Source organism: Rickettsia endosymbiont of Villa modesta (genome assembly GCF_964026485.1).
Lineage (GTDB): Bacteria > Pseudomonadota > Alphaproteobacteria > Rickettsiales > Rickettsiaceae > Rickettsia > Rickettsia asembonensis.
Map to the genome: position 1 here is coordinate 1,236,158 of NZ_OZ032157.1, position 24,037 is coordinate 1,260,194.

Genomic DNA, 24,037 nt, shown 5'->3' on the forward strand with positions numbered 1-24,037 from the left:
AAAATTGAGTAGATTTTCCGATCCACGAGGGAATGACATCGCACGGGTTTTTCGAGCCATACAACAACGAGTATTACCAAACATTTTTTATAATTATAGGTAATTTATAAGATCTTATAATTACCAAATCAAACCTGATATTATAATTTCTATATTTAGAATTGCTACTTAAAAACATTTCCGCAGCCCTAGTAATTCTTCTTTGCTGATTGAAAGATACAAATCTATCATCAATTTTAGAGCTTCTTGCTTTGACTTCAATAAAAACAATCTCTTTATTACGTAACGCAATAATATCTATTTCACCGACATAATAACGTTTTCTATGATGCAGTATTTGATAAAATTTTAATTTATAGATTATTATACAAATATATGCGGCAATAATACCAAAATAATCCTTTTTCATTATTCCTTAGGTAACAATACTTGCACAAATTCCGTTTTAGATAGATCAGCTGCTACATTTACCATAACATCATGTTCCGTAACTTTAGACACATAACCCACTAAAATACCTGCAGGATAAATATTACCGTGTCCGGAGGTTACTATCTCCTCATCTTTTTGTACTAAATGATTATTAGGCAAGTATAAAATTTTACTATTATTATTATTACCTGCTAAAATACCTTGTTCTCTTGAAGAATTAGCTTTAATAGGTATTCTAGAATTAACATCGCTAATTAACATTACTTTAGCATAATTATTACTCACTTCTATTACTTTTCCTATTAATTTTCCTGAATTAACAACGATTTGATCAGGTTCAATGCCTTGCTTTTTACCTGCAGAAATCAAAGCAGTTCTAGAAAAGGGATTAAAGTAAACACTAAGTAATTTAGTAGTAATGTATTCAAATTCTTCTTCCTCAGCAATCGTTAACAACTCTTTTAATGCAATATTTTCAGCTCTTACCGATTCTACTTCACTTTGCAAATGTTGTAATCTTGCTATTTCAAGTTTAAGTTCTATATTTTTTCGTTCTAAATCTTGAAAATAAACAAATTTTTGTGTTATTGAATTTATATATTCAAATATATCTTCATAAACTGCTAAACCGGTTGATACTATACTACCGGTTATCTCAAGTGATATACTAGATATTTTTTTAGGCGTAGTAAAAAATAAATATACAGACAATCCAAGCCCAAATATAACAAAAAAACGCTTAAGAGTATTCGATATTATTCTTATTAATTCTAATGAATTTGAAGAATTTTTTACTCTATTTGCAAGTATTGCCATTTTTAATCCTGTTTAAATAGTACATGTTTTAGCTTTGTAAAATCTTCAAGTACTTTTCCTGTTCCAAGTGCCACGCAAGAGAGGGCATCATCTGCAACTATTACCGGCAATTTAGTGGCTTCACTAAGGACAAAGTCAAGATTTCGTAATAATGAGCTGCCGCCTGTTAAAACAATTCCCTTATCAACTATATCCGAAGATAACTCAGGAGGCGTTGCTTCTAGTGCTACTTTTACCGCTTCAACAATTTGACTTACCGGTTCAATTAGACTATCAGCAATTTGTCTTTCGTTCAATATCATTTCTTTAGGAATACCGTAAATTAAATCACGTCCTTTAATTTCCATTTTTCTCGGTTCAGCGTTTTCATCTACATAAGCCGTACCTATTTCTTGCTTTATCTTTTCAGCAGTAGCCTCACCTATCAATAGGTTATAGTGCCTCCTTATATATGAGATAATAGCTTCATCCATCTTATCACCGCCGACTCTTACCGACCTTGCATATACTATGCCTCCTAGTGATAAAACTGCAACTTCCGTAGTGCCTCCTCCAATATCAACAATCATCGAACCGGTCGCTTCCGTTACGGGTAGCCCTGCTCCGATCGCTGCCGCCATAGGTTCTTCAATTAAATAGACATCCCTACCCCCTGCACTTTCTGCTGCTTCTTGAATAGCACGACGCTCAACCGGCGTAGAACCGGAAGGTACACAAATAATAATTGTCGGACCAAAAAAAGAGCGATGATTATGCACCATTCTAATAAAATACTTTATCATTTCCTCTGCACCCTTAAAATCGGCAATAACACCGTCTTTTAAAGGTCTTTTTGCTTCAATATCCGTAGGAGTACGCCCAAGCATCATTTTTGCTTCATGACCATAAGCATAAGGCACAAAAGCACCGTCTTTTTTTATTAACGCAATAACAGAAGGTTCCCTTAGAACAATTCCACGACTTTTTTGATAGACAATAGTATTTGCCGTACCAAGATCTATGGCCATACCGGAAGAAAACCCTTCCAAAAATTTCATTATCATTTTATTTTTTCTCTCTAAATTCTAAAAACGCTTCTATGGGACTGTTAATAAAATAAACAGTCTCATAGTAAATAAAAATTTAATTATAGACGAAGTTTAATTTGGAAAAGAGCAAGAAGCCTCGGAATTTTTGACCGCAGCGTAGGATACTACGTGAGGATCAAAAATGAGAAGCGACGCAGCCAATTTTTCAAATTAAACGAGTATATATTAAATTTCCTTATAATGTAAAATAATAAAGTTACTAATAAAAAATATTAGCATACTAGGCAATAAAATAGCAGCAATTAAAGACAAATTATTATAAGTAAGTATTTTTAATAATATTTCTGATAACGAATATGCTATAAAACCTGAAAATAAACCTAATATCAGTATTTTTTCTTGGGAATTATCACGCTGTTTAAGACTAATAAAACAACTTGCTAAAATTACGGTTGCCATCATCATTATAGGCTTAAATAATTGCTTGTAATAATAAATTTGATAATTAATAGCCGGTAAACCTGAATTTAATAATTCATTAATTAATTTAGGTAAAGCCCAAATAGAAACCATTTCAGGACGAATAAATTTATTTACTAAACTATTAATTGATAAATTTGTCTGTATAGTTAAATTATTGTAAGCCTTAGTTTCCTCTTTTGTAAAAACCTTAACTCTATTTAAATGTAACATTTTATTTTCAATAATACCGTATAATGCATCAATTCTCTTTAAAAAAGAATTATTACTATCAACAAATAAAATTGTAATATTATTTAATTTTTTCTCGGCAATATTAATAAACTGTGTTTGGATAATTTGATTTTCATCATTTAAAGATTCAAAAAATAATAAACCTGATTTAGATATTATACCCTCACTCAAGGCTTTTTTAGTTAGTTTTGCTTCTAATAACTCATATTTTTGTAAGCCTATAGTACCGATAGGATTCAATATAGTCGTAAAAACTATACCTAAAATTAAAGTTACAATACATGGAATAACAAGCACTTGCCAAATATGAATACCGCTAGATAACATAGCCGTTAATTCATTATTTTTTGTTAGATTTCTAAGAAAAAATAACATAGAGGTAAAACTAATTAACGCAGATACTTGACCTAGTAAATAAGGAATCTTATATAAAATAAGTCTCCAAAAAAAACTAAAAGGAACATAAATATTTTTGAATTTTTGTAAAAGATCAAAAATATTTGAGATGATTAATAGCCCGATTAAAAGAAATAATATAATAAAGAAACACTTAGAATATAATTTAGTAAGATACCAAGAAAGTGTTTTTAGATTAATCATTATAAATTCAGTGCTAATACGAATTTAAATAAGAATTTGTGTGGTGGGGCTGGTAGGACTTGAACCTACGACCACACCGTTATGAGCGGCGTGCTCTAACCAACTGAGCTACAGCCCCTTTTCATTTGAAATTTATATAATCATTATGCCGTTAAGTCTAGTAAAATTTTTATATTTTTGAGGTATTGTCTAAAAAACAGGGCAATGTGGATCAGTTTTTTCGTCATTGCAAGCGACTAAAGGCATTGTTGCACGGATTGAAAAACCTATTTTATGTTATTCCTGCGGAAGCAGGAATAACATAACAGGTTATAAATAAAAAAGGTCGAGCTTATTACTCGACCTTTTAGGATACTATCAATTAGTAAATAATTTTAGTGATGTACAACTGTTACAGCTCTACGATTATAAGCAAAAGCTTCTTCAGTATTACCCATCATAGCAGGTCTATCTTTACCATAAGAGATTGTATTTAATCTGCTATGGTCGATTCCTTTATGAGCTAAGAATTTTTTCGCTGCTGCTGCTCTTCTTTCACCTAAACCTAAGTTATATTCTCTGGTACCTCTTTCATCGCAATGTCCTTCAACAGTAGCTTTTACTTCAGGATGCTTTGATAACCAGCAAGCTTGTCTCTCTAGTTCTTCTTTAGCCTTTGGTGATAAAGCAGAGCTATCAAAAGCAAACCATACTGCATTTCCTGCATGCTTCTCGAAATCTTTCATTAATGAGGTTTCTTCACCTTGGTTCATATTACCGTCAAATTGCGGTGTTCTTTTTGTTGTATTACACCCTGCAAGCACAAATAATGCAAGAAAAGCTAATGTAATTTTTGTTTTCATAATTAAACTCCTTGAGATTATAATTTATTAATATTGAATTCATTTTAGCTAGTTATAAAACTAAACTAACCAAAAGCTATGTGAGTTAGTATATATCATTATTTTATTAGTTTAAAGGCTAAAATATTATAAAATGCAATTACTCATGAATAAATGTGGTAAAAATATCATTTTTATAATATGAGTAGATATTTTGGATAAATAGATAAATGAAGTTTAATGTAGAAAAGAGGAATCGATTTTGAAGCTTATAACCGGCAGCGTATATATAATATGTGAGGATCAAGAAATATTAAACAACGACGACAATTTTTGAAATTCTACCTGAGTATATTCACCATCTAATTAATGCACTGCCCCAAGTAAGACCTGCACCTATAGCTGAGAATAGTAGAATATCACCTTTTTTTATTTTGCCTGATGCTTTAAGAGTATTCAAAGCAAGAGGAATAGAAGCCGCAGAGCAGTTAGCATGTTTTTCTACGGTTTTCACTACTTTATGCTCTTCTATATTTAATAGTTCATCAAGTTTGTTTATAATACGGATATTTGCTTGATGAGGTATAAAATAATCAATATCGCTTATACTGAATTGATTAGCATGCAGTAAATCTTCTATAGATTGTTGCATTTTTTCTATTGCATGACGAAATAATTTTTGCCCCTGCATAACTATCTTGCCACTAATACCATTCATACTTACACCACCGTTTGTGTATAATATTTCATAATCAGCCCCGCTTGAGAAGATATTACTATCTATTAAACCGGAATCATCACTACTACGCTGCAATATTACGCTACCGGCCCCATCACCGAATAAAACGCAAGTAGTCCTATCATTCCAGTCTAATAATGACGTCATTTTCTCGGCTCCTATAAGCAAAATAGTTTTATATTTCCCTGATGAGATAAGAGAATTCGCTACTTGTAAACCATAAACAAAGCCGGCACACACTGCTTGTAAATCAAAAGACGGTATATTAGTTAAACCAAGATAACCTTGAAGCTTAGAGGCGACTGAAGGGAAGCTATTATCCGGAGTAGTAGTACATGTAATAATTAAATCAATATCATTTGCCGACACCCTCGCATCTGCTATAGCTTTTTCAGCTGATTTTAAAGCAAGATGGGAAGTATATTCTGTATCACCTGCTATATGACGCTGCGTAATACCTGTTCTTGTTCTAATCCATTCATCGTTAGTATCTACAAATTTTGCAAGCTCGTCATTACTAACTATTTTTGAAGGAAGATACCCGCCGCAACCAATAATTTTACAGGTCATAAAATCTTTAGGCTACTTCTTCTTCAGTTTCAATTTTCTTTGTTACTACTTGACGATTATTATAAGTGCCGTCGACTAAAGAAACGTGATGCGGAAGCTTATATTCACCGGTTTGCGAGTCAACTATTACGTTAACTTTGCCAAGTGCTAAGTGCGAACGTCTCATGTTACGTCTTGATTTTGATGTTTTCTTCTTTGGAACTGCCATTATTAGCCTCTCTAAATATAAATTAAAAAGTATTTGTCAAATTAGTGAAGCAGTATATTATAATCTTGTAATAAAATCTAGATAAAATTAAACTTATGAAAATTTTTATAACATACATTTTTAGTATATTAGCCTTTTTTTCCTTAAGCGGCTGCAAAACTATCGAAAATAGAGGACAATCCATTGATGATTCGGCACTTGTAAAATTAGAGTCTAAAAAACTAAATAAAACAGAAGTCGTAGAGTTAATAGGTACGCCTACTATGGTACCGGAATATTCCCAAAATACTTGGTATTATGTTGAAAGAGTTATGTCTCAAAGAGCTTGGCTCAATCCAAAAATTGAAAAGCAGAAGATAGTAAAAATTACGTTTGATGCTAATAATTTTATGCAGGAAGTAGTAGTAATAGATGATTCTCATAGACAAGATCTAGAAACAGTCCGTGAATATACTAGGACATATGGAACGGAACTTAACGGACTACAAAAATTTGTTAAAAATTTAGGTAGATTCAATAAAACTACCGACGGAAATAAAAACAAAAGCAAGAATAAGAAGAAGAGATAAGTGTCCTTAATTGTTTTTTTATTGTCATCCCGCGGCTTGACCGCGGGATCCAATTGGAAATACTAATAATATTAATATTTTTGGTTATTTTTATGGATACCGTGGTCAAGCCACGGTATGACAACGAAGCAAGAACAACACCAACACCCATAAAACAAAAACTATCTTAATATGATTTCGATATTTAGTAAATTAAAACAAAGTTTATCTAAAACTTCTAATAAAATATCGGAAGGTATCGACAAAATATTTTACAAGAAAAAATTAGATACAGAAACTCTAGAAGAGCTTGAAGAGCTGCTTATTGCAAGTGATATGAGCGTTTCGGTAGTAACTAATATTATTGAAGAGTTTAAAAAGGTAAAATTTGACAAAGAAATAGATAGTGATACAGTAAAAGAAGCCCTAGCTGAATTAATAGAGCAGCAGTTATCAAAGTCAGAAATTCCTTTTACACTAAACGAAAATAAATTAAACGTAATTTTAGTTTGTGGTGTTAACGGAGCAGGTAAAACCACCACTATAGGTAAGCTTGCTGCAATGTACTCAGCACAAGGGAAAAAAGTAGCAGTTGCGGCCTGTGATACTTTTAGAGCGGCTGCCGTGAATCAGCTAAGCACTTGGGTAGATAGAGCAAATGCACTACTTATTACTGGTGAAGAATCGGCTGACCCTGCGAGTGTTGCTTACCGTGCTATGGAAGAGTCGATAAAACAACATATCGCTATACTTTTTATCGATACGGCAGGCAGGCTTCATAATAAGAAAAATTTGATGGATGAACTGTCTAAGATTGTAAAGGTTATAAAAAAACTAGACGAGAATGCTCCTACTCATAGCGTTTTAGTAATTGATGCTATTACAGGACAAAATACTTATAACCAGGTAGAACATTTTAATGATGCTACTAATTTGACGGGACTTATCGTGACTAAATTAGACGGTAGTGCTAAAGCCGGGGTGCTTGTCGGAGTGGTACAGAAATTTAATCTACCCGTATACTTTATCGGTATAGGAGAGAAGATAGAAGATTTAAAAATATTCAACCGACATGATTTTGCTAAAAGTTTGGTCGGGTTGTGAGGTTTTGCTACATCATTGCCCGCATAGATCGAAAAACCTACTCGATGTCATTCCCGCAAAAGCGGGAATCCAGAAAAAAAGTATAAATACAGCAAATTTTTGAAATTAAAAGCTCGATTTATCTCGCTTTATGCTGGATTCCCGCCTACGCGGGAATGACATAAAATGAGTCATACAATAACACTAACGTTCACTCGCAATGACGATAGAATTAAAAATAAAATCACGAGATGACTCAAAAAAATACTTTATTGCTCATAGACGGATATGGATTTGTTTTTAGAGCCTATTATGCACAACAGCCTTTAACTTCCCCGAAAGGTGAGCCTGTAGGTGCTCTTTACGGCTTCGCTTCAATGCTCCTAAAATTGCTGAGCGACTTTAAGCCTAAACATGTCGCTGTAGTATTTGACAGCGGCGGGAAAAATTTCCGCCATCATATTTATCCTGAATATAAAGCTAACCGCCTACCTCCACCTGAGGATTTAGTCGTACAATTACCTTTAGTTCGGGATGTTGCTAGTAACTTAAATTTTCCTATTCTAGAGAAAAACGGTTATGAAGCCGATGACATTATTGCAACCTTTGCCGCTAAAACAGCTGCACTCGGCGAAGATGTAGTCGTTATCTCTTCCGATAAAGATTTATTGCAGTTAATGGGGAAAAACATCAAAATATATGATCCGTTAAAAGGAAAATATATTACAGAGGATGATGTTGTTAAAAAGTTCGGTACTACTTCTGATAAATTACGTGAAGTGATGGCTTTAATCGGCGATAGATCGGATAATATTCCGGGTGTGCCGTCTATTGGACCAAAAACGGCAAGTAGTCTTATAACGCAATTTGGTTCTGTAGAAAATATATTTAATTCTTTAGACCAAGTTTCAAGCCTAAAACAACGTGAAACTTTACAAAATTCTAAAGAAGCGGCGTTAATTTCATGGCAATTAATCGGGCTTGATTCTAATGTTGATTTAGATTTTCAGCTGAATAATTTAGAATGGTCACCTCCAAATAGCGATAAATTAACAGGATTTTTACAGGAATACGGTTTTAAATCTTTATATAAAAGAGCAGAAAATTTATTTGATATTAAAATTAATGACCATAAAGAGATAGTAGACAATAAAGTAACCGAAGCAAAAGAAATCAGTAACGCTAGCGAGTTAGCGGATTTTGCTAAAAAAGCTGAGAAAATAGGAATATTCGGGATATATTTACTACAGCATAAAGGGGATAATCTTGCCTTTATTTTATCATTGCAAAACCAAAGCTATATTATTAAAATTTCTAACACTTCCCATGATCTATTTTCTTATAATACTAAAAATAATAACGACTGGTTTTCGGAGATAATCTTCAATTTACTAACCGATAAATCTATAAAAAAAATTACCTACTCTCTAAAGCCTCTACTTAAATTCTATGCAGAACAATCTCATGAAATTACGGCTATAGAGGATTTAGAACTAATGCAATATGCGTTATCTGCCGGTTTATCACAGAAAAATTTATTTGAAGAGGCTTTAAAAGAGGAAAATATAATTAATGAATCGGCAAAAATAGTAGCCGATTTTACTTCACTTTATAAAAAAAATATACTGGAGCTTAAAGATAATAAAGCCTTTAGACTTTACAGCGATATTGATTTACCTATTTGTTTTATTTTAGATAAAATGGAAAAAATTGGGATTAAAGTAGACGCAAATTATCTAAATCAGTTATCTGCTGAATTTGGTGCAGAAATAGCTAGACTTGAAGAAGAAATTTTTGCTCTTAGCGGAACTAAATTTAATATCGGTTCACCAAAACAACTAGGTGAGATTTTATTTGAAAAAATGCAGTTACCTTTCGGTAAAGCTTCGGCTAAAGCAAGCTCTTACTCAACAGGGGCAGAAATATTAGAAAAGCTTAGCGAGCATGGATATAATATTTCCGACTTGTTATTAAGATGGCGGCAACTTACAAAATTAAAGAATACCTACACTGATAGTTTACCGAAACAGATAGATAATATAACACATAGAGTACATACGACATTTTTACAAACTTCTACTACTACAGGAAGACTTAGCTCACAAGAACCTAATTTGCAAAATGTACCTATTCGCTCTAGTGAGGGGAATAAAATCAGACAAGCTTTTATCGCTGAAGAAGGCTATAAATTAATATCTGCAGATTATTCCCAAATTGAGCTTAGAATATTAAGCCATATCGCAAATATAGATGCACTAAAACAAGCATTTATCGATAAAGACGATATCCATACTCAAACGGCTTGTCAAATCTTTAACTTGCAAAAACATGAACTAACTAGCGAACATAGACGTAAAGCAAAAGCCATAAATTTCGGTATCATTTACGGTATAAGTGCTTTTGGGCTTGCCAAGCAATTAAACGTTAGTAACAGCGAAGCATCCGAATATATCAAGAAATATTTTGCCGAATATAAAGGAGTACAAGAATATATGGAGCAAACAAAAGCTTTTGCAAGTAGCAACGGCTATGTCATAAATTTCTTTGGCAGAAAATGTTTTGTACCTCTAATTCATGATAAAAAGCTTAAACAATTTGCAGAACGTGCAGCTATTAATGCTCCTATTCAAGGAACTAATGCCGATATAATTAAAATTGCTATGATCAATCTAGATCAAGAAATAGACAAAAATAAGCTTAAAACCAGATTAGTACTGCAAATTCATGATGAATTACTATTTGAAGTGCCGGAGGATGAAGTAGAACTCGTAACGCCTATTATCAAAAAAATCATGGAAAACTCTACTAATATGGATGTACCGATTATAACCAAAATTAGAATAGGTAATAACTGGATGGAGATTCATTGAGTTATATAAAGCTGTGTCAAGGCTTGTTGCATGGCTCTATGTCATTCCTGCTCGATGTCATTCTCACGAAAGCGGGAATCCATTACTTTAAAACTTTTTAAAAGCTCGATTTATCTCGCTTTATAGTGAATTCCTGCTTTCGCAGGAATGACATAAAAAATCATATATTAATATAACATTTGAAGCATTTTAAAAGGAGCGTAATGTATGAAAAATTTTATATTCACATCTGAGTCGGTTTCTGAAGGGCATCCGGACAAAATTGCCGATCAAATTTCAGATACGGTACTTGATGAAATTCTAAAGCATGACCCTAGTGGGTCGTGTTGCCTGTGAAACATTTGTAACAACTGGTCTAGTTTTAGTAGGCGGCGAAATTACTACTAGTACCTATGTAGATATTGAGCAAATAGTACGTAGCAAGATACAAGAAATCGGCTATAATAATCCAAATTATGGATTTGACGGTAGCTGTTGTGCCGTAATTTCATCTATCATTAAACAATCACCCGATATACCTCTAGTAAATGAAAAATTGTCAAAGAAGTCAGCAAGTGTTATTAAGTAAGAATGGATTTATAGAAAATTAACATCAGTAGAAAAAGAAGAATTAAAGCTTTACCATAGAAGCGAAAGGGATAAGAGGATTTGTGATAGAATCAAAGCTGTTCTCACGTATGATGATAGCTATAGTATTGATGAGATATCGAAAGTGTTATTACTGAGTGATGAAGGGATAAGAAAACATTTAATAGATTATCATAATGCTCAGAAGCTTAAGCCTGGAAATGGCGGTAGTGATAGTAACCTTACTAGACAGGAGGAAGCAGAGTTAATAGTTCATCTAGAAAATAATAATTATGTGTATGCTAGAGATATAGGTTTGTTCATAGAACGTCAATATGGAGTAATCTATACATTAGCTGGGGTAATCAAGCTATTACACAGACTTGGTTTTAGTTATAAGAAACCTAAGTTAATTCCTGGAAAAATAGATTTAGCTAAGCAAGAGGAATTTAAGCTGCAATATAGTTTGCTAAAAAATAATTTAGCTAAAGATGAGTCTATTTATTTTATGGATAGTGTTCATCCTCAATACCAAACTCGAGCAAGATTTGGTTGGATTAGAAAGAATGTAGTTAAAACATTACCAAGTTTCAGTGGTTGGAAGCGTCAACATATTATTGGTGCTATTAATCTTAAGGATTTAGAGGTAGTAACAACTGACAATCCTAAGGTTAATGGTGATTATATTATTGAATTTTTAAAGAAACTAGAAGCAAATAATCAAGATAAAAGTAAGATTTATTTGATATGCGATAATGCTGGATATCATAGGTCAAAAAAGGTAAAAGAATATCTACAATACAGTAAAATAGAGTTACTATTTTTGCCAGCATATAGTCCTAATTTGAATCCAATTGAACGACTGTGGAAATTTATGCATTCTGTTGTAAGTAACAATAAATTTTATGCGAATTTTGAGACATTTACTGATTCTATACGAATATTTTTTGAAAATATTGAAAAATATATAAAAATAAAATTTCTTCATTGGTAAATGACAATTTTCAAACCATTGTGCCTAATCATTTTAACAACTCTTCATGTTGAAGAAGTATATATACTTCTTTAACTTGAAAAGTTGGAAAATGAATATTTAGATGAGCGAATAATCAATGTTCTTATGGATAATTAATATCTAATACTACCAATTCTTCAGGTAAAAGAAGTATATATACAAAATTAGTAAAAATCAGTGGAGATTTTGTTATTATCTATGCGTTATCCATTATAATATTAGCTAGCCGTTAAAACGGTTAAGCGTTTCAAATTAAAACATATAGCATTCATAAATTCCGAGAATTGATTTTTGGCAATACCAATATATCTGACACGTTTATTATCTTGGGTTCTGTCAGATTCTTTGTGTAAGTACGATTTCGCCATTTGTCCAATTTTGTAAATTAGTATCACAAAGGATTGCAAATTGATTTAAAGCCATTGCCCAATTCTTAATAGGCATTGTCCATTTTTTAGAGGCATTTGTCAATGCCAAAAAGATTATTTTCTGCATTGATTTATCATCTGGAAATACTCCCTTATTTTTAATAATTTTACGAATTTGACGGTTAGTGGATTCAATAGCATTAGTAGTGTAAATCGCCTTTCTAATGTCTTCTGGAAAGCTAAAAAATGGAGCTATGCCAGACCAATTTCGTTGCCATATATCAAAAATAACTGGATATTTTTCATCCCATTTTTTGGCAAAGTTTTGTAATTCTCTCAATCCCTCTGCTTCATTTATTGCAGAATAAACTGCCTTTAAATCAGCTGTTACCGATTTTAAATCTTTGTATGATACGTATTTTACAGAATTTCTTACCATATGCACAATACACAACTGTACTATGGTTCTTGGAAAAATGCTATTTATCGCCTCTGGAAAACCTTTAAGACCATCAACACATGCAACATATATTTGTTCAACTCCTCGATTCTTCAGTTCTGTTACTACCTGCATCCAAAATTTAGAACCCTCATTCTTACCTATCCAAATACCTAATAGCTCCTTCTTGCCTCCCATATTAACTCCTATAGCCATATATATTGCTTTATTTATTATTACATGCGTATCTCTTGCTTTAACATGAATACAATCTAAGTACATTATAGGATATATACTTCTTTAACTTGAAAAGTTGGAAAATGAATATTTAGATGAGCGAATAATCAATGTTCTTATGGATAATTAATATCTAATACTACCAATTCTTCAGGTAAAAGAAGTATACACTATCAAGTGCTCTATTCTGCCAGGCAGTAACTTCCTCTAAAATACCATCAGTTACCTTTGATATTAACTCAGATGATACCTTGGTAGCATATAGTTCTTCTAAGTGTCCTTGTATTTCCCTAATGGTCATTCCCCTAGCATATAAGGATATTACTTTATCATCAAATCCTTCAAATTTTCGTACTCCTTTTGGAATGAGTTGAGGTTCAAATTCTCCATCCCGATCCCTTGGCACTTCTACTGTCAATTTACGACCTTCAGGATCTATTAAAGTCTTTTCATAATTGCCATTACGTCTATTCTCTGACTCCTTGGCATTCTTAGAATGCTTCTCATAACCTATATGAGATTCCATTTCTTTCTCTAAAATCTTATTTACTATCTGCTTTTTAAATTCCTGAAATATCCCTTCTTTGCCAAATATCTCAGATGGATCACTTTGTGATAGTATTTCTGATACTACTTTTTCTATAGTCGGATTTGATACTTTGCTCTTATTCTTCATATTAGCCTCATGTAAGTTGTTTTAATTAATTTTATTCTTAACTATTTTTACAACTTACACAAACTTTCTGACACCCTCTATAGAATCAGTAAATGTCTCAAAATTCGCATAAAATTTATTGTTACTTACAACAGAATGCATAAATTTCCACAGTCGTTCAATTGGATTCAAATTAGGACTATATGCTGGCAAAAATAGTAACTCTATTTTACTGTATTGTAGATATTCTTTTACCTTTTTTGACCTATGATATCCAGCATTATCGCATATCAAATAAATCTTACTTTTATCTTGATTATTTGCTTCTAATTTCTTTAAAAATTCAATAATATAATCACCATTAACCTTAGGATTGTCAGTTGTTACTACCTCTAAATCCTTAAGATTAATAGCACCAATAATATGTTTACGCTTCCAACCACTGAAACTTGGTAATGTTTTAACTACATTCTTTCTAATCCAACCAAATCTTGCTCGAGTTTGGTATTGAGGATGAACACTATCCATAAAATAAATAGACTCATCTTTAGCTAAATTATTTTTTAGCAAACTATATTGCAGCTTAAATTCCTCTTGCTTAGCTAAATCTATTTTTCCAGGAATTAACTTAGGTTTCTTATAACTAAAACCAAGTCTGTGTAACAGCTTGATTACCCCAGCTAATGTATAGATTACTCCATATTGACGTTCTATGAACAAACCTATATCTCTAGCATACACATAATTATTATTTTCTAGATGAACTATTAACTCTGCTTCCTCCTGTCTAGTAAGTTTACTATCACTACCGCCATTTCCAGGCTTAAGCTTCTGAGCATTATGATAATCTATTAAATGTTTTCTTATCCCTCCCCATCACTCAGTAATAACACTTTCGATATCTCATCAATACTATAGCTATCATCATACATGAAAACAGCTTTGATTCTATCACAAATCCTCTTATCCCTTTCGCTTCTATGGTAAAGCTTTAATTCTTCTTTTTCTACTGATGTTAATTTTCTATAAATCCATTCTTACTTAATAACACTTGCTGACTTCTTTGACAATTTTTCATTTACTAGAGGTATACTTCTTTAACTTGAAAAGTTGGAAAATGAATATTTAGATGAGCGAATAATCAATGTTCTTATGGATAATTAATATCTAATACTACCAATTCTTCAGGTAAAAGAAGTATATACATATCAAAACTCTTTAAATTTTATTGTTAACAAAAGAAGTACGGTATTATTAATAAGATAAGATTAACATATTTCGTAGCCTTCTTTTTCTTGAAGTTACCTATGTTTTTCTATTTCTGTTACTATTTGTTCAGGAGATTTATCGTATTTTTTTCTTCGTGTTCTATACCTTCACCAAGTTCGTATCTAATAAATTTGGCGATTTTAATTTCTGCACCGAGTTCTTTTTCAGCATTTTTAATTACTTCCGCAACAGTAAGTTTAGGCTCAAATAAGAAATTTTGCTGAAGCAATACAACTTCAGAGAAGAATTTACGTATTCTACCTTCTACCATTTTTTCTATAATATTATCAGGCTTTCCTTCTTCTTTAGATTTCTCAAAAAATACTTTTCTCTCACGCTCTACGAGTGCTTGATCCAAGCTTGAATCATCTATACTTTGCGGGTTATTTCCTGCTACATGAACAGCAATTTGTTTAGCTAAAGCTTCTAGTTTTGCTTTATCTTTTGCATTAGACGCAAGACCTACTAATACGGAAATTTTTCCTAGATTCGGTACAACTTCATTATGTACGTAGGAACCGATTGCTCCTTCGGATATCTCTAATATATCCATACGACGTAATGTTAAATTTTCACCGATTGTAGCGATATTTTCTATAATCTCTTCTTCAACTGATTTACCGCTTTGCATTTTAGATGTTTTTAGCGTATCTATAGTTTTTGCAATTACTGCAAGATTTGCAATATCCTTAACTAGATCCTGAAATTGCTCATTTCTAGCAACAAAATCCGTTTCGGAATTTACTTCAACCACCACTCCAGTAAGCCCATCAACTTTTACAGCCGTTAAACCTTCAGAAGCAATACGTCCGGCTTTTTTTGCTGCCGCAGCTAAGCCTTTCTTACGCAGAAAATCTATAGCTTCTTCAAAATTACCGCTGGTTTCTATTAATGCTTTTTTACAGTCCATCATACCTGCACCGGTTTTTTCTCTTAATTCTTTAACCGCTGCAGCACTTATATTTATTTCACTCATACCTTACTTTCTCCTTAATTATTATATTTGGCTTGGGGTGTCGCTTGAAGAAGGACCTCGGTGTCACCCCGTGGCTTGACCACGGGGTCCATAAAAACAACAAAAAATACTAATAATTTTAGTATTTTTAACTGGATACCGTGGTCAAGCCACGGGGGTGTGACACCGAACATATTTTTAGGTCCCGCAACAAGGCCACGCGGGGATGACATCGAGTAGGTTCTTCAATCCACACAACAACATTTATACATTATCAGAATTTTTATTTTCATCGGCATCATTTAATGCTTGCTCAAATTCTGTATTTGTCTCCTCATCAATATTTTTCGTTTTAGAGAATTTTTTAGCTTGTTTTAATTTAGAAACATTTTTAGAAGTTAACGCCTTATCTGTATGCTCCTGCATAGCACCCATATCAACCCCTGAAGCTTTCATTGATTCTTCAAGTCCTTGTAATGCCGCATCTGCAAATAAACTACAATAAAGTCTTATTGACCTTATAGAATCGTCATTACCCGGAATCGGATAATCTACATCATCAGGATTAGAATTAGTATCGACTACTGCAACTATAGGAACATTAAGCTTTACCGCTTCATTAATTGCGATATGCTCTTTATTAGTGTCAATAACTACTAGAAGATCAGGTTTAGAATTAAGATTTCTAATACCGGCAAGAGATAGAAGTAACTTCTCTTTCTTACGGCTCATATCGAGTATCTCTTTCTTAGTATAACCCATAAGGGCTTCTTCGCTTTCTAAGGTTTTTTCTAACTTATTTAGTTTTTCTATTGAACCCGCAATAGTTTTCCAGTTAGTTAGCATACCGCCAAGCCATCTATGATTTACATAATATTGTCCGCATTTTTCGGCATATTCCGCTATAATATCACTAGCCTGTATTTTAGTACTTACAAATAATATTTTACCGTCTTTTTTTACGGTTTCATATATTGTATTCAAAGCAACACTCATTAAAGCGGCACTTTGTCTTAAATCGATTATATGAACATCATCACGTTCACCATATATATAAGATGCCATTTTAGGATTCCAACGTGAAGTCTTATGACCGAAATGCACGCCTGCATCTAATAATTCTTTAATGTTAACAGATGGTATTTTTGACATTTTTAAATTCTCCTAATTGTTAGTTTATACCTCCGTAAGATATTGTGCATATTTGTCATCCCGTGGCTTGATCACGGGATCCAAAAACAACTTATTATCATATATTTACTGGATGCCGTGATCAAGGAACTGGCATGACAGCTCTATACATGAACTAACATATATCTTACGTGTGAATTTTTTGCTTAAGTTTTGAATAATCGTCATTGCGAGCAGCCGTAGGCTGCGTGGAAGTCTCGTCCAATATCCTGAGATTGCGTACGTACAATTATATTACATAATTTCCTCGCAATGACGTTCTACAATAAGCCTACAAACTATATACGTATATTGCATAATTTACAAGCTTTTATTCTTTTCGCCAAATAGTAGTACCATCAGGTTTATCTTCTAGAATTATTTTTTTCTCCAATAACTGGTTACGAATTTGATCGGCTAATAACCAATTTTTTTGTTTTTTTGCTTCCAAACGCTTATTTACAAGCTCATTTATATAGAGTTCATCCACACCGCTATTAAACCACTCATGGGGAGTCTTATTCATTAAACCAATAAAATTAGCACAAGTAATAATAGCAGAGGCATTAAGCTGTCTTGCTTCTTCAATTTTAGAAATAAAAACACCTTTAGCATAGTCATTAATTATTTTAACGGCAAGCGGTGTATTCATGTCATCAAGTAAGCTTTGCATGAAATTGTGAGGTAAATCTATTTTTTGTACATTAATATTTTCTATGGCTCTATACCAATAATCTAAAGTCTTTTTAGCATCTTCTATAGCTTTATCATTATAATCAAGTGGACGTCTATAGTGAGTACTTAATAAAAATAACCTTACTACCTCTCCTGAAATTTCTTTATCCATTAAATCCCTTACGGTAATAAAATTACCGAGAGATTTACTCATTTTCTCACCGTTCACCGTTAGAAAGCCATTATGTACCCAATATTTAGCATAGGTAGAATCCGGAAAAGCACATCTACTTTGTGCAATTTCATTAGTATGATGCGGGAAGATTAAATCTGCTCCGCCACCGTGAATATCAAAATTCTCACCTAAATATTTGTAGCTCATGGCTGAACATTCAATATGCCATCCAGGGCGACCAAGCCCCCAAGGACTTTCAAAATTCATATTTGCGGATTCATTTGGCTTTGCCGGTTTCCATAATACAAAATCCTGTGGATGCTTTTTGGTTTTGTTGTTTTCTATACGCACTCCCTCAAACATTTCTTCTAAATTTCGGTTAGATAATTCCGTATAATTTGGAGCTGATAAAACATCAAAATAAACATGATTATCCGCAATATATGCATGATCTTTTGCTATTAAGCGTTCTATTATTTCGATCATTACATCAATATGCTCTGTAGCTTTCGGCTCAATACTCGGTAGTAGGCAACCTAAATATGCCATATTTGTATGAAACTCTTGTGTAACTTTATCAGTCAACTCATTAATAGTAATGCTAAGTAGCTCAGCCCTATCGATAATTTTATCGTCAACATCCGTAATATTACGTACGTATTTTACAGATTGCTCACCAAATATTTTTATAACTATACGATAAAGTAAATCATATACCACTACCGACCTGCTATTACCTATATGAGGATTATCGTAAACAGTCGGTCCGCATACATACATTTTTACGTTAGTCTTATCTTGAGGGTTAAAAACCTCTTTAGTACGGCTAAGAGTGTTATATAAGTGAAATTGAATTTGCATATTTTATTTACCAAAAATTGAGATGCCATTAGTATGTGATGTATTAAACACATTTTGGTTAAAAAAATCTATTAGTTAACAAAAATTAGTAATTGATAGTTTACATAAGTTAATAAATATTATATAATTCGCCTCGTTGTATATTTAAAAAAATAATAACTAGATCGAGGTTTGAATGAGCTTACAAAATTCCCACTCAAAAAAATATGTTTTAACTTTTTTCATGTCAACATGTTTGTTGACTAGTAGCTTTTTAAGTACAAGTGCTAGAGCGGCAAGCTTTACCCAATTAGCTAACCAAATACCAACCTTGAGAGGTCTTTCCGAAGCACAAAGAAAACAGAAATGGAATAGTTATACTTTACAAGAAAAACAAGAAGCATGGAGAAGAGCAAATTTGATACCTAGTGTTGTTCAAGCAGCGATTGATGTGCAAACCGGTTTTACTGAAAGTGATTTATCGAGTAGCAATAAAAAAACTAGGCACAAAGCAAGAGAAAAAAAAGCAGAGCTTGACTTATATATTGCCGGAACGAAACCAGGCTTTAAGGAAAAAGTTAACTGGTATATATCACAAAAAAAAATTCCTACGCCTGAAGAAGCAGCACAAAACCTTGAAATAGCTTATTGTGCTAAAAAAACAGATAATAAACTAGAAAAAAATCAAAATGTACGCCGTGCAGAAAAGACTAAAAAAGCATTAATAGACCTGTATATTCACTCAATAACAACTGCAATTAAAGAAAAAGAATACATAACTACCGGTCAAGTCCCTGAATTAGATGAACTAAAGAAAGCTCTTAATATAAGTAAAGAAGAAGCAACACACCGTAGAACCATAATAAGAGATCAAGTTATGGCAAATGAAAGACCAAAGCTTGTACGTAGTGGTACGGTTCTTACAAAAAAGGAACTACATAAACGTTTTGGTAAAGACACTAATACAGATGACACAAAATATATTGACGATATAACCACTGAGGTTATGTATACTAAAAAACAAGAATATGTAAATACAGATGTTCTTCCTAAAATTTCAGAAATAATGAATGAATTTAAGGTAGATAAAGAACGTGCAAATCTTTATTTAGCACAAATAAAAGCTGGAATAGGAGTAAAGCTTCTAGTAGACAATAATCAAACTACTACTAAACCCTTTACTAAGCATTCTAGAACAACATCTTCGAGGGTTCCTTTTGACACAGGTAGAACAAAACCAGAAATACAATCATTCGACTTTAAAAGATCAATACATAGTCTTCTAAATAGTAAACCGGAGGATCAATTAAGCAAGACTGAACAATACTTAAAACAGCAAATAAACTTACAAGTAAATCAAGAAGAGTTTAAGGAAATTTTAACAAAAAATCCTATAGACGCATTACAATTTGCAGAACAGAATAATTTAGGTAATTCTTTTAAACAGGAAGCTATATCTAATATTGACTTAAGTAAAGATATAGACAGGATATTATTTATTGTTGATGATGAAGGCAATAGAACAATATTAAATACCATATTAACTACTACTCCGGAACATAAAGATGAACTTATTAAGCACGCTCAACACCATGCCATACAAACTTTACCAACATCTATATCTGATAGAGACGTTAGTGACAAAAAAAAATTAACGCTTGCAACACTGGCTGCAACAGAAGATAAAAAAGTACTAGAAGCATCATTAGATAACTGGCTGAGTAATAACAGATATAAACGCAAGCCGGAAGTAGAGTCTTTAATCTCTATACTTTTATCTGATGAAACCACATTAAAAGCAGGAATAGATAAAATTTTTGAGTTACCTGTAGAAAACAATGTTAATAATAATTCAAATAAAGGTCAAAATGGCGTTCCTGTTCCTCCGCCACCCCCTCCTCTAAATGGGAGTATGCCACCTCCTCCACCCCCTCCTCTAAATGGGAGTATGCCACCTCCTCCACCCCCGCCTCCGTTAAATGGAACACCGACTTCTACAGCTTTTAATAGTTCAAATCGTAATCATAAATTTGATTTTAAAAATTTTGAAGCTACATATCCTAGATTATATAAATCGTATAATGAATTTATTCAAAATACAACTTCAGCACGTCAAAGTCAGGCAACCACAACGTCTCATAATAATACTAAGGCTAAAATGAAGGAAGTACTTGAATTATTTGAACAGAAAGTTGCTAAGCAGAATGAGGTAATAGGCTTAATACGTAATGAAGTAACAAAATTGTATAACTTTTCTCCTAAAACTTTTGTAAATTTATTTAACACTGAGAACGAAGAGGTTATCAAGCAAATTGAACAAATTGCTAAAAGAGAGGATATACAAAAAATACTTCAAGATAATGATATAAAAATAATATCTGCTTTTGTAAGTAAGATTTTTAATGAATCGTTAGAACAAACAAAACAACGTCTTCGTTCATCTAATATAATAAATGCAAAACAATATAAAAGAATTGAACAATATGGAAATAAACAAGAATATATAGCAAAATTCTTAAGAATTACAGATCCTCTAGAGCAATTACAGTTTTCTAATCAATATATAAATATTCTTGGACAAAGTACCTTTAATGATAAACTTAATGACTTAATAGAACACCCTAATAAGTTAACGTTCTCACAAAAAATTAATTTTGCACTTCAAGGGTATCAAAAATTAACTAGGGAAATTCCTACCGCTAAAGCTAATCTAAATAAATTAAAACAAAATATTTTAGAAAAAATTGAAATTCAACAATTAATCGCAAATAATGATATAAGCCGACAAGATTTATTGGATATACTAAATAATAAAAATCCTGAGTTATTAAAATCACTTCTTGAAGCTAAGGTTATTTTAGAAGAGAATAAACTTAATAATTCAGCTAATGAAGTTGATTTAAAGGAAATTATACCTTCTCTTAATTATTTAACTTCAGAGCAATTAACACGCTTAATTAATAGAATAACTATAGAAGGAGTAAAAACAGCATTTAAGGCTAAATGGGAGCAAAAAAATAAAACCGTATCTAATAATACTGAAAAGCCGCTGATTTATAATAACGGTATTCCAATGCCTCCCCCGATTCCTAATGGCAATAACTTTGGAACTAATGATTATCTAATTAGCATGGGTTATACACAGGAATTTATAGATAGAATGGATAAGGTAAAACCTAACCATAATTTTGGTCAAAAGAACAATCATAATTATAAAGATACGGATTTTAAATCTAATGTAGGAAAAAATTATTATAAATCTACTTCAGAATTAAGAGGAACAAATATATTACTAACTAATTCACAAAAGTTAGAGTTTGCTATTAAAACAGAAGTATTAGCAAAATACATGGCAGAACCAAATAGAGAGATGATAGATATAGATAGTTCGCCTGTTTCTCTTTTAGACGAAGCATTTAAAGAAAAATTTAACTATGCTGAAGATAAAAATACAAAAGTAATTCCTAAACCATCTGAAATAAATTTTGATCCAAACTTCATAGGACCAAGAACCAAAGTGGGACAAGAGATATACGAACTTTATGAACAAGAGCTTCTAAAACTTGCAAGAGATCCGGTATTTATTGAGTATGTAAAAAACAATAATAATACACACAAAGATGAAAGAGAATCATTAATAAGCTTTATTGAACAAATAGAGTCTAAACGTCCTGAACTAGAACAAACACACGGTATTGATGTTCAATCAGAAGATAATAACCAGAAAAAGAAAGTAAGACGTTTAGATATGAAACAATTCCAATCATTATTCCAGCAAGAAAACGAGGCGACAAATGACGACTCCTCAACAAAGGATGATACACAACTTGAAGATAGCAATAAAAAGTCAGAGAAATCTGATTCAACAACTTCTTTATCACCGAGGTTATTGAGTTCTAGCGATAGCAAATCAGAGCAATCTGATTCAACAACTTCTTTATCACTGAGGTTATTGAGTTCTAGCGATAGCAAATCAGAGAAATCTGATTCAACAACTTCTTTATCACCGAGGTTATTGAGTTCTAGCGATAGCAAAAATGATAAATCATCAGATGACAAAAAATCACTTCTAGCCTTAAGATCTAGTGAAGAAGAAGATAAAGGATATGAAACTGATGAAGAATTAGAAGAAAGTAATAATACAACTGAAGAAGAATCAAAAAAAGATATAGCTTTAGAAAGCGAAGACGAAGCTATCGATTTGTCATTCAAAACTGAAGCAATTGCAGAACAAGATGAAGCGACACAGAGACAGCAAGCATCTGATGACACCAATAGGAAAGTAGCAATATTAGTTAAGGCGGCTTCAACTCTTCACAAACCTGTTCACTATAATATTTTCAGTGATAGATTAAAGGTTGCTGCAATAGGTGCCGGTGATGAAGAAGCTAGTATAAACAGAGGGGTATGGATTAGCGGCTTATACGACATCAATAAACAAGGAGCTTGGAAAAATATTCCAAAATATCAAGGTCGTACCACCGGTGTAACTATCGGGGCTGATGCTGAATTCATTAATAGTCATGATGTTATAGGAATAGCTTATAGCCGTTTAGAATCCCAAATTAAATATAATAAAAAACTAGGAAAAACAGCTGTTAACGGTCATCTTTTAAGTATTTACGGTCTAAAAGAACTAATTAAAGGCTTCTCGTTGCAGACTATAACATCTTACGGTCATAATTATATTAAGAATAAATCTAAAAGTATTAATAATATAATTGGCAAATATCAAAACAATAATTTAAGTTTTCAAACCTTATTAAATTATAAATATCGTACAAAATACGATTTACATTTTATTCCTAATATCGGTTTTAAATATGATTATTCAAGAGCTGGCAACTATAAAGAATACAATGTAGATATAGAAAACTTAATGATTCCAAAGAAATCAAATCAATCCTTCGAAAGTAGTGTTGGCGGTAAAATAGTGTTTAAGCCTATAGCGACCATAAATAATATAGTATTAACACCAAGTTTGTACGGTAATATTGAGTGTCATTTCAATAAAAAAAATACAAAAGTTAATGCAAAAGCAACTTTTAAAGGGCAAACATTACAAGAAACAATTATTATACCAAAACAACCTAAGCTTGGATATAATATCGGTAGTAATATACTTATGAGCAGAAAAAATATAAATGTTCGGCTTGAGTATAATTATTACACTCATAGAAAATATCAAAGCCATCAAGGGCTTATTAAACTAAAAGTCAATTTGTAAAATAAATAAGGATAAG

Annotated in this window: 21 protein-coding genes, 1 tRNA gene and 1 pseudogene; 8 read left to right on the top strand and 15 right to left on the bottom strand. The window is 32.2% G+C overall.

What is annotated here, in order from left to right; all coding sequences use genetic code 11:
• Window positions 1-73: 73 nt before the first annotated feature.
• From AC5584_RS07055 to rpmF, 8 genes are all read right to left on the bottom strand, one after another.
• A complete protein-coding gene (locus AC5584_RS07055) occupies window positions 74-409 on the bottom strand; it encodes a YraN family protein (protein ID WP_499216305.1) in 336 nt (111 codons plus the stop codon).
• Window positions 409-1,248, bottom strand: a complete 840-nt coding sequence (gene mreC / locus AC5584_RS07060) for a rod shape-determining protein MreC (RefSeq protein WP_499216306.1) — start codon at window positions 1,246-1,248, stop codon at window positions 409-411. The genes AC5584_RS07055 and mreC overlap by 1 nt, the downstream gene beginning before the upstream one ends.
• Before the next feature lie 2 nt (window positions 1,249-1,250).
• The gene (locus AC5584_RS07065; protein WP_499216307.1) at window positions 1,251-2,291 is read right to left on the bottom strand and encodes a rod shape-determining protein; all 1,041 of its coding nucleotides are present in this window, start codon (window positions 2,289-2,291) and stop codon (window positions 1,251-1,253) included.
• 210 nt (window positions 2,292-2,501) lie between these two features.
• Window positions 2,502-3,590 (bottom strand): LptF/LptG family permease, encoded by a 1,089-nt coding sequence (locus AC5584_RS07070; protein WP_499216308.1) that lies wholly within the window; start codon window positions 3,588-3,590, stop codon window positions 2,502-2,504.
• Between the two features lie 41 nt (window positions 3,591-3,631).
• Window positions 3,632-3,708, bottom strand: a tRNA-Ile gene (locus AC5584_RS07075).
• A gap of 256 nt (window positions 3,709-3,964) precedes the next feature.
• Window positions 3,965-4,432, bottom strand: coding sequence for a peptidoglycan-associated lipoprotein Pal (gene pal, locus AC5584_RS07080; RefSeq protein ID WP_040256384.1), 468 nt, complete (start codon window positions 4,430-4,432; stop codon window positions 3,965-3,967).
• A 334-nt stretch (window positions 4,433-4,766) separates the two neighbouring features.
• A complete protein-coding gene (locus AC5584_RS07085; protein ID WP_499216309.1) occupies window positions 4,767-5,720 on the bottom strand; it encodes a beta-ketoacyl-ACP synthase III in 954 nt (317 codons plus the stop codon).
• 7 nt (window positions 5,721-5,727) lie between these two features.
• Window positions 5,728-5,928 (bottom strand): 50S ribosomal protein L32, encoded by a 201-nt coding sequence (gene rpmF, locus AC5584_RS07090; protein ID WP_008579275.1) that lies wholly within the window; start codon window positions 5,926-5,928, stop codon window positions 5,728-5,730.
• A gap of 95 nt (window positions 5,929-6,023) precedes the next feature.
• Here rpmF and AC5584_RS07095 point away from each other — a divergent pair, with 95 nt between their 5' ends.
• The 6 genes and pseudogenes from AC5584_RS07095 to AC5584_RS07120 all read left to right on the top strand — a co-directional run bounded on the left by AC5584_RS07095 (window position 6,024) and on the right by AC5584_RS07120 (window position 11,990).
• Window positions 6,024-6,497, top strand: coding sequence for an outer membrane protein assembly factor BamE (locus AC5584_RS07095; RefSeq protein ID WP_499216310.1), 474 nt, complete (start codon window positions 6,024-6,026; stop codon window positions 6,495-6,497).
• Window positions 6,498-6,550: 53 nt separating this feature from the next.
• A complete protein-coding gene (locus AC5584_RS07100) occupies window positions 6,551-6,667 on the top strand; it encodes a palindromic element RPE4 domain-containing protein (protein WP_499162518.1) in 117 nt (38 codons plus the stop codon).
• A 1-nt stretch (window position 6,668) separates the two neighbouring features.
• A complete protein-coding gene (gene ftsY, locus AC5584_RS07105; RefSeq protein WP_499216311.1) occupies window positions 6,669-7,580 on the top strand; it encodes a signal recognition particle-docking protein FtsY in 912 nt (303 codons plus the stop codon).
• 230 nt (window positions 7,581-7,810) lie between these two features.
• On the top strand, window positions 7,811-10,429 hold the full coding sequence (gene polA, locus AC5584_RS07110) for a DNA polymerase I (RefSeq protein ID WP_499216312.1): 2,619 nt from the start codon (window positions 7,811-7,813) through the stop codon (window positions 10,427-10,429).
• Window positions 10,430-10,636: 207 nt separating this feature from the next.
• Window positions 10,637-10,952: pseudogene (locus AC5584_RS07115) on the top strand (S-adenosylmethionine synthetase N-terminal domain-containing protein); the annotation flags it as partial.
• Between the two features lie 135 nt (window positions 10,953-11,087).
• Window positions 11,088-11,990 (top strand): IS630 family transposase, encoded by a 903-nt coding sequence (locus AC5584_RS07120; protein WP_499217034.1) that lies wholly within the window; start codon window positions 11,088-11,090, stop codon window positions 11,988-11,990.
• Between the two features lie 239 nt (window positions 11,991-12,229).
• Here the strand turns inward: AC5584_RS07120 and AC5584_RS07125 are convergent, their stop codons facing one another.
• The 5 genes from AC5584_RS07125 to tsf all read right to left on the bottom strand — a co-directional run bounded on the left by AC5584_RS07125 (window position 12,230) and on the right by tsf (window position 15,955).
• A complete protein-coding gene (locus AC5584_RS07125; RefSeq protein WP_499216313.1) occupies window positions 12,230-12,379 on the bottom strand; it encodes a hypothetical protein in 150 nt (49 codons plus the stop codon).
• Window positions 12,348-13,100 (bottom strand): IS256 family transposase, encoded by a 753-nt coding sequence (locus tag AC5584_RS07130; RefSeq protein ID WP_499216314.1) that lies wholly within the window; start codon window positions 13,098-13,100, stop codon window positions 12,348-12,350. Before AC5584_RS07130 ends, AC5584_RS07125 begins: the two co-directional genes overlap by 32 nt.
• A gap of 94 nt (window positions 13,101-13,194) precedes the next feature.
• Complete coding sequence (locus AC5584_RS07135) at window positions 13,195-13,731, bottom strand: transposase (RefSeq protein WP_499215983.1); 537 nt, start codon at window positions 13,729-13,731, stop codon at window positions 13,195-13,197.
• A 54-nt stretch (window positions 13,732-13,785) separates the two neighbouring features.
• Window positions 13,786-14,577: an IS630 family transposase gene (locus tag AC5584_RS07140; protein ID WP_499217035.1), complete on the bottom strand. Its 792-nt coding sequence runs from the start codon at window positions 14,575-14,577 to the stop codon at window positions 13,786-13,788.
• Between the two features lie 460 nt (window positions 14,578-15,037).
• Window positions 15,038-15,955: a translation elongation factor Ts gene (gene tsf / locus AC5584_RS07145; protein WP_499216315.1), complete on the bottom strand. Its 918-nt coding sequence runs from the start codon at window positions 15,953-15,955 to the stop codon at window positions 15,038-15,040.
• 60 nt (window positions 15,956-16,015) lie between these two features.
• Between tsf and AC5584_RS07150 the strand changes: the two genes are divergently transcribed.
• Complete coding sequence (locus tag AC5584_RS07150; protein WP_499216316.1) at window positions 16,016-16,174, top strand: hypothetical protein; 159 nt, start codon at window positions 16,016-16,018, stop codon at window positions 16,172-16,174.
• Window positions 16,175-16,198: 24 nt separating this feature from the next.
• Here the strand turns inward: AC5584_RS07150 and rpsB are convergent, their stop codons facing one another.
• Window positions 16,199-17,086, bottom strand: a complete 888-nt coding sequence (gene rpsB, locus AC5584_RS07155) for a 30S ribosomal protein S2 (RefSeq protein ID WP_499216317.1) — start codon at window positions 17,084-17,086, stop codon at window positions 16,199-16,201.
• A 349-nt stretch (window positions 17,087-17,435) separates the two neighbouring features.
• Window positions 17,436-18,815 carry a cysteine--tRNA ligase gene (cysS, locus tag AC5584_RS07160; RefSeq protein WP_499216318.1) on the bottom strand — a complete coding sequence of 460 codons (1,380 nt, stop codon included), beginning with the start codon at window positions 18,813-18,815 and terminating at the stop codon, window positions 17,436-17,438.
• Between the two features lie 175 nt (window positions 18,816-18,990).
• Between cysS and AC5584_RS07165 the strand changes: the two genes are divergently transcribed.
• Complete coding sequence (locus AC5584_RS07165) at window positions 18,991-24,021, top strand: autotransporter outer membrane beta-barrel domain-containing protein (protein WP_499216319.1); 5,031 nt, start codon at window positions 18,991-18,993, stop codon at window positions 24,019-24,021.
• Window positions 24,022-24,037: the final 16 nt, after the last annotated feature.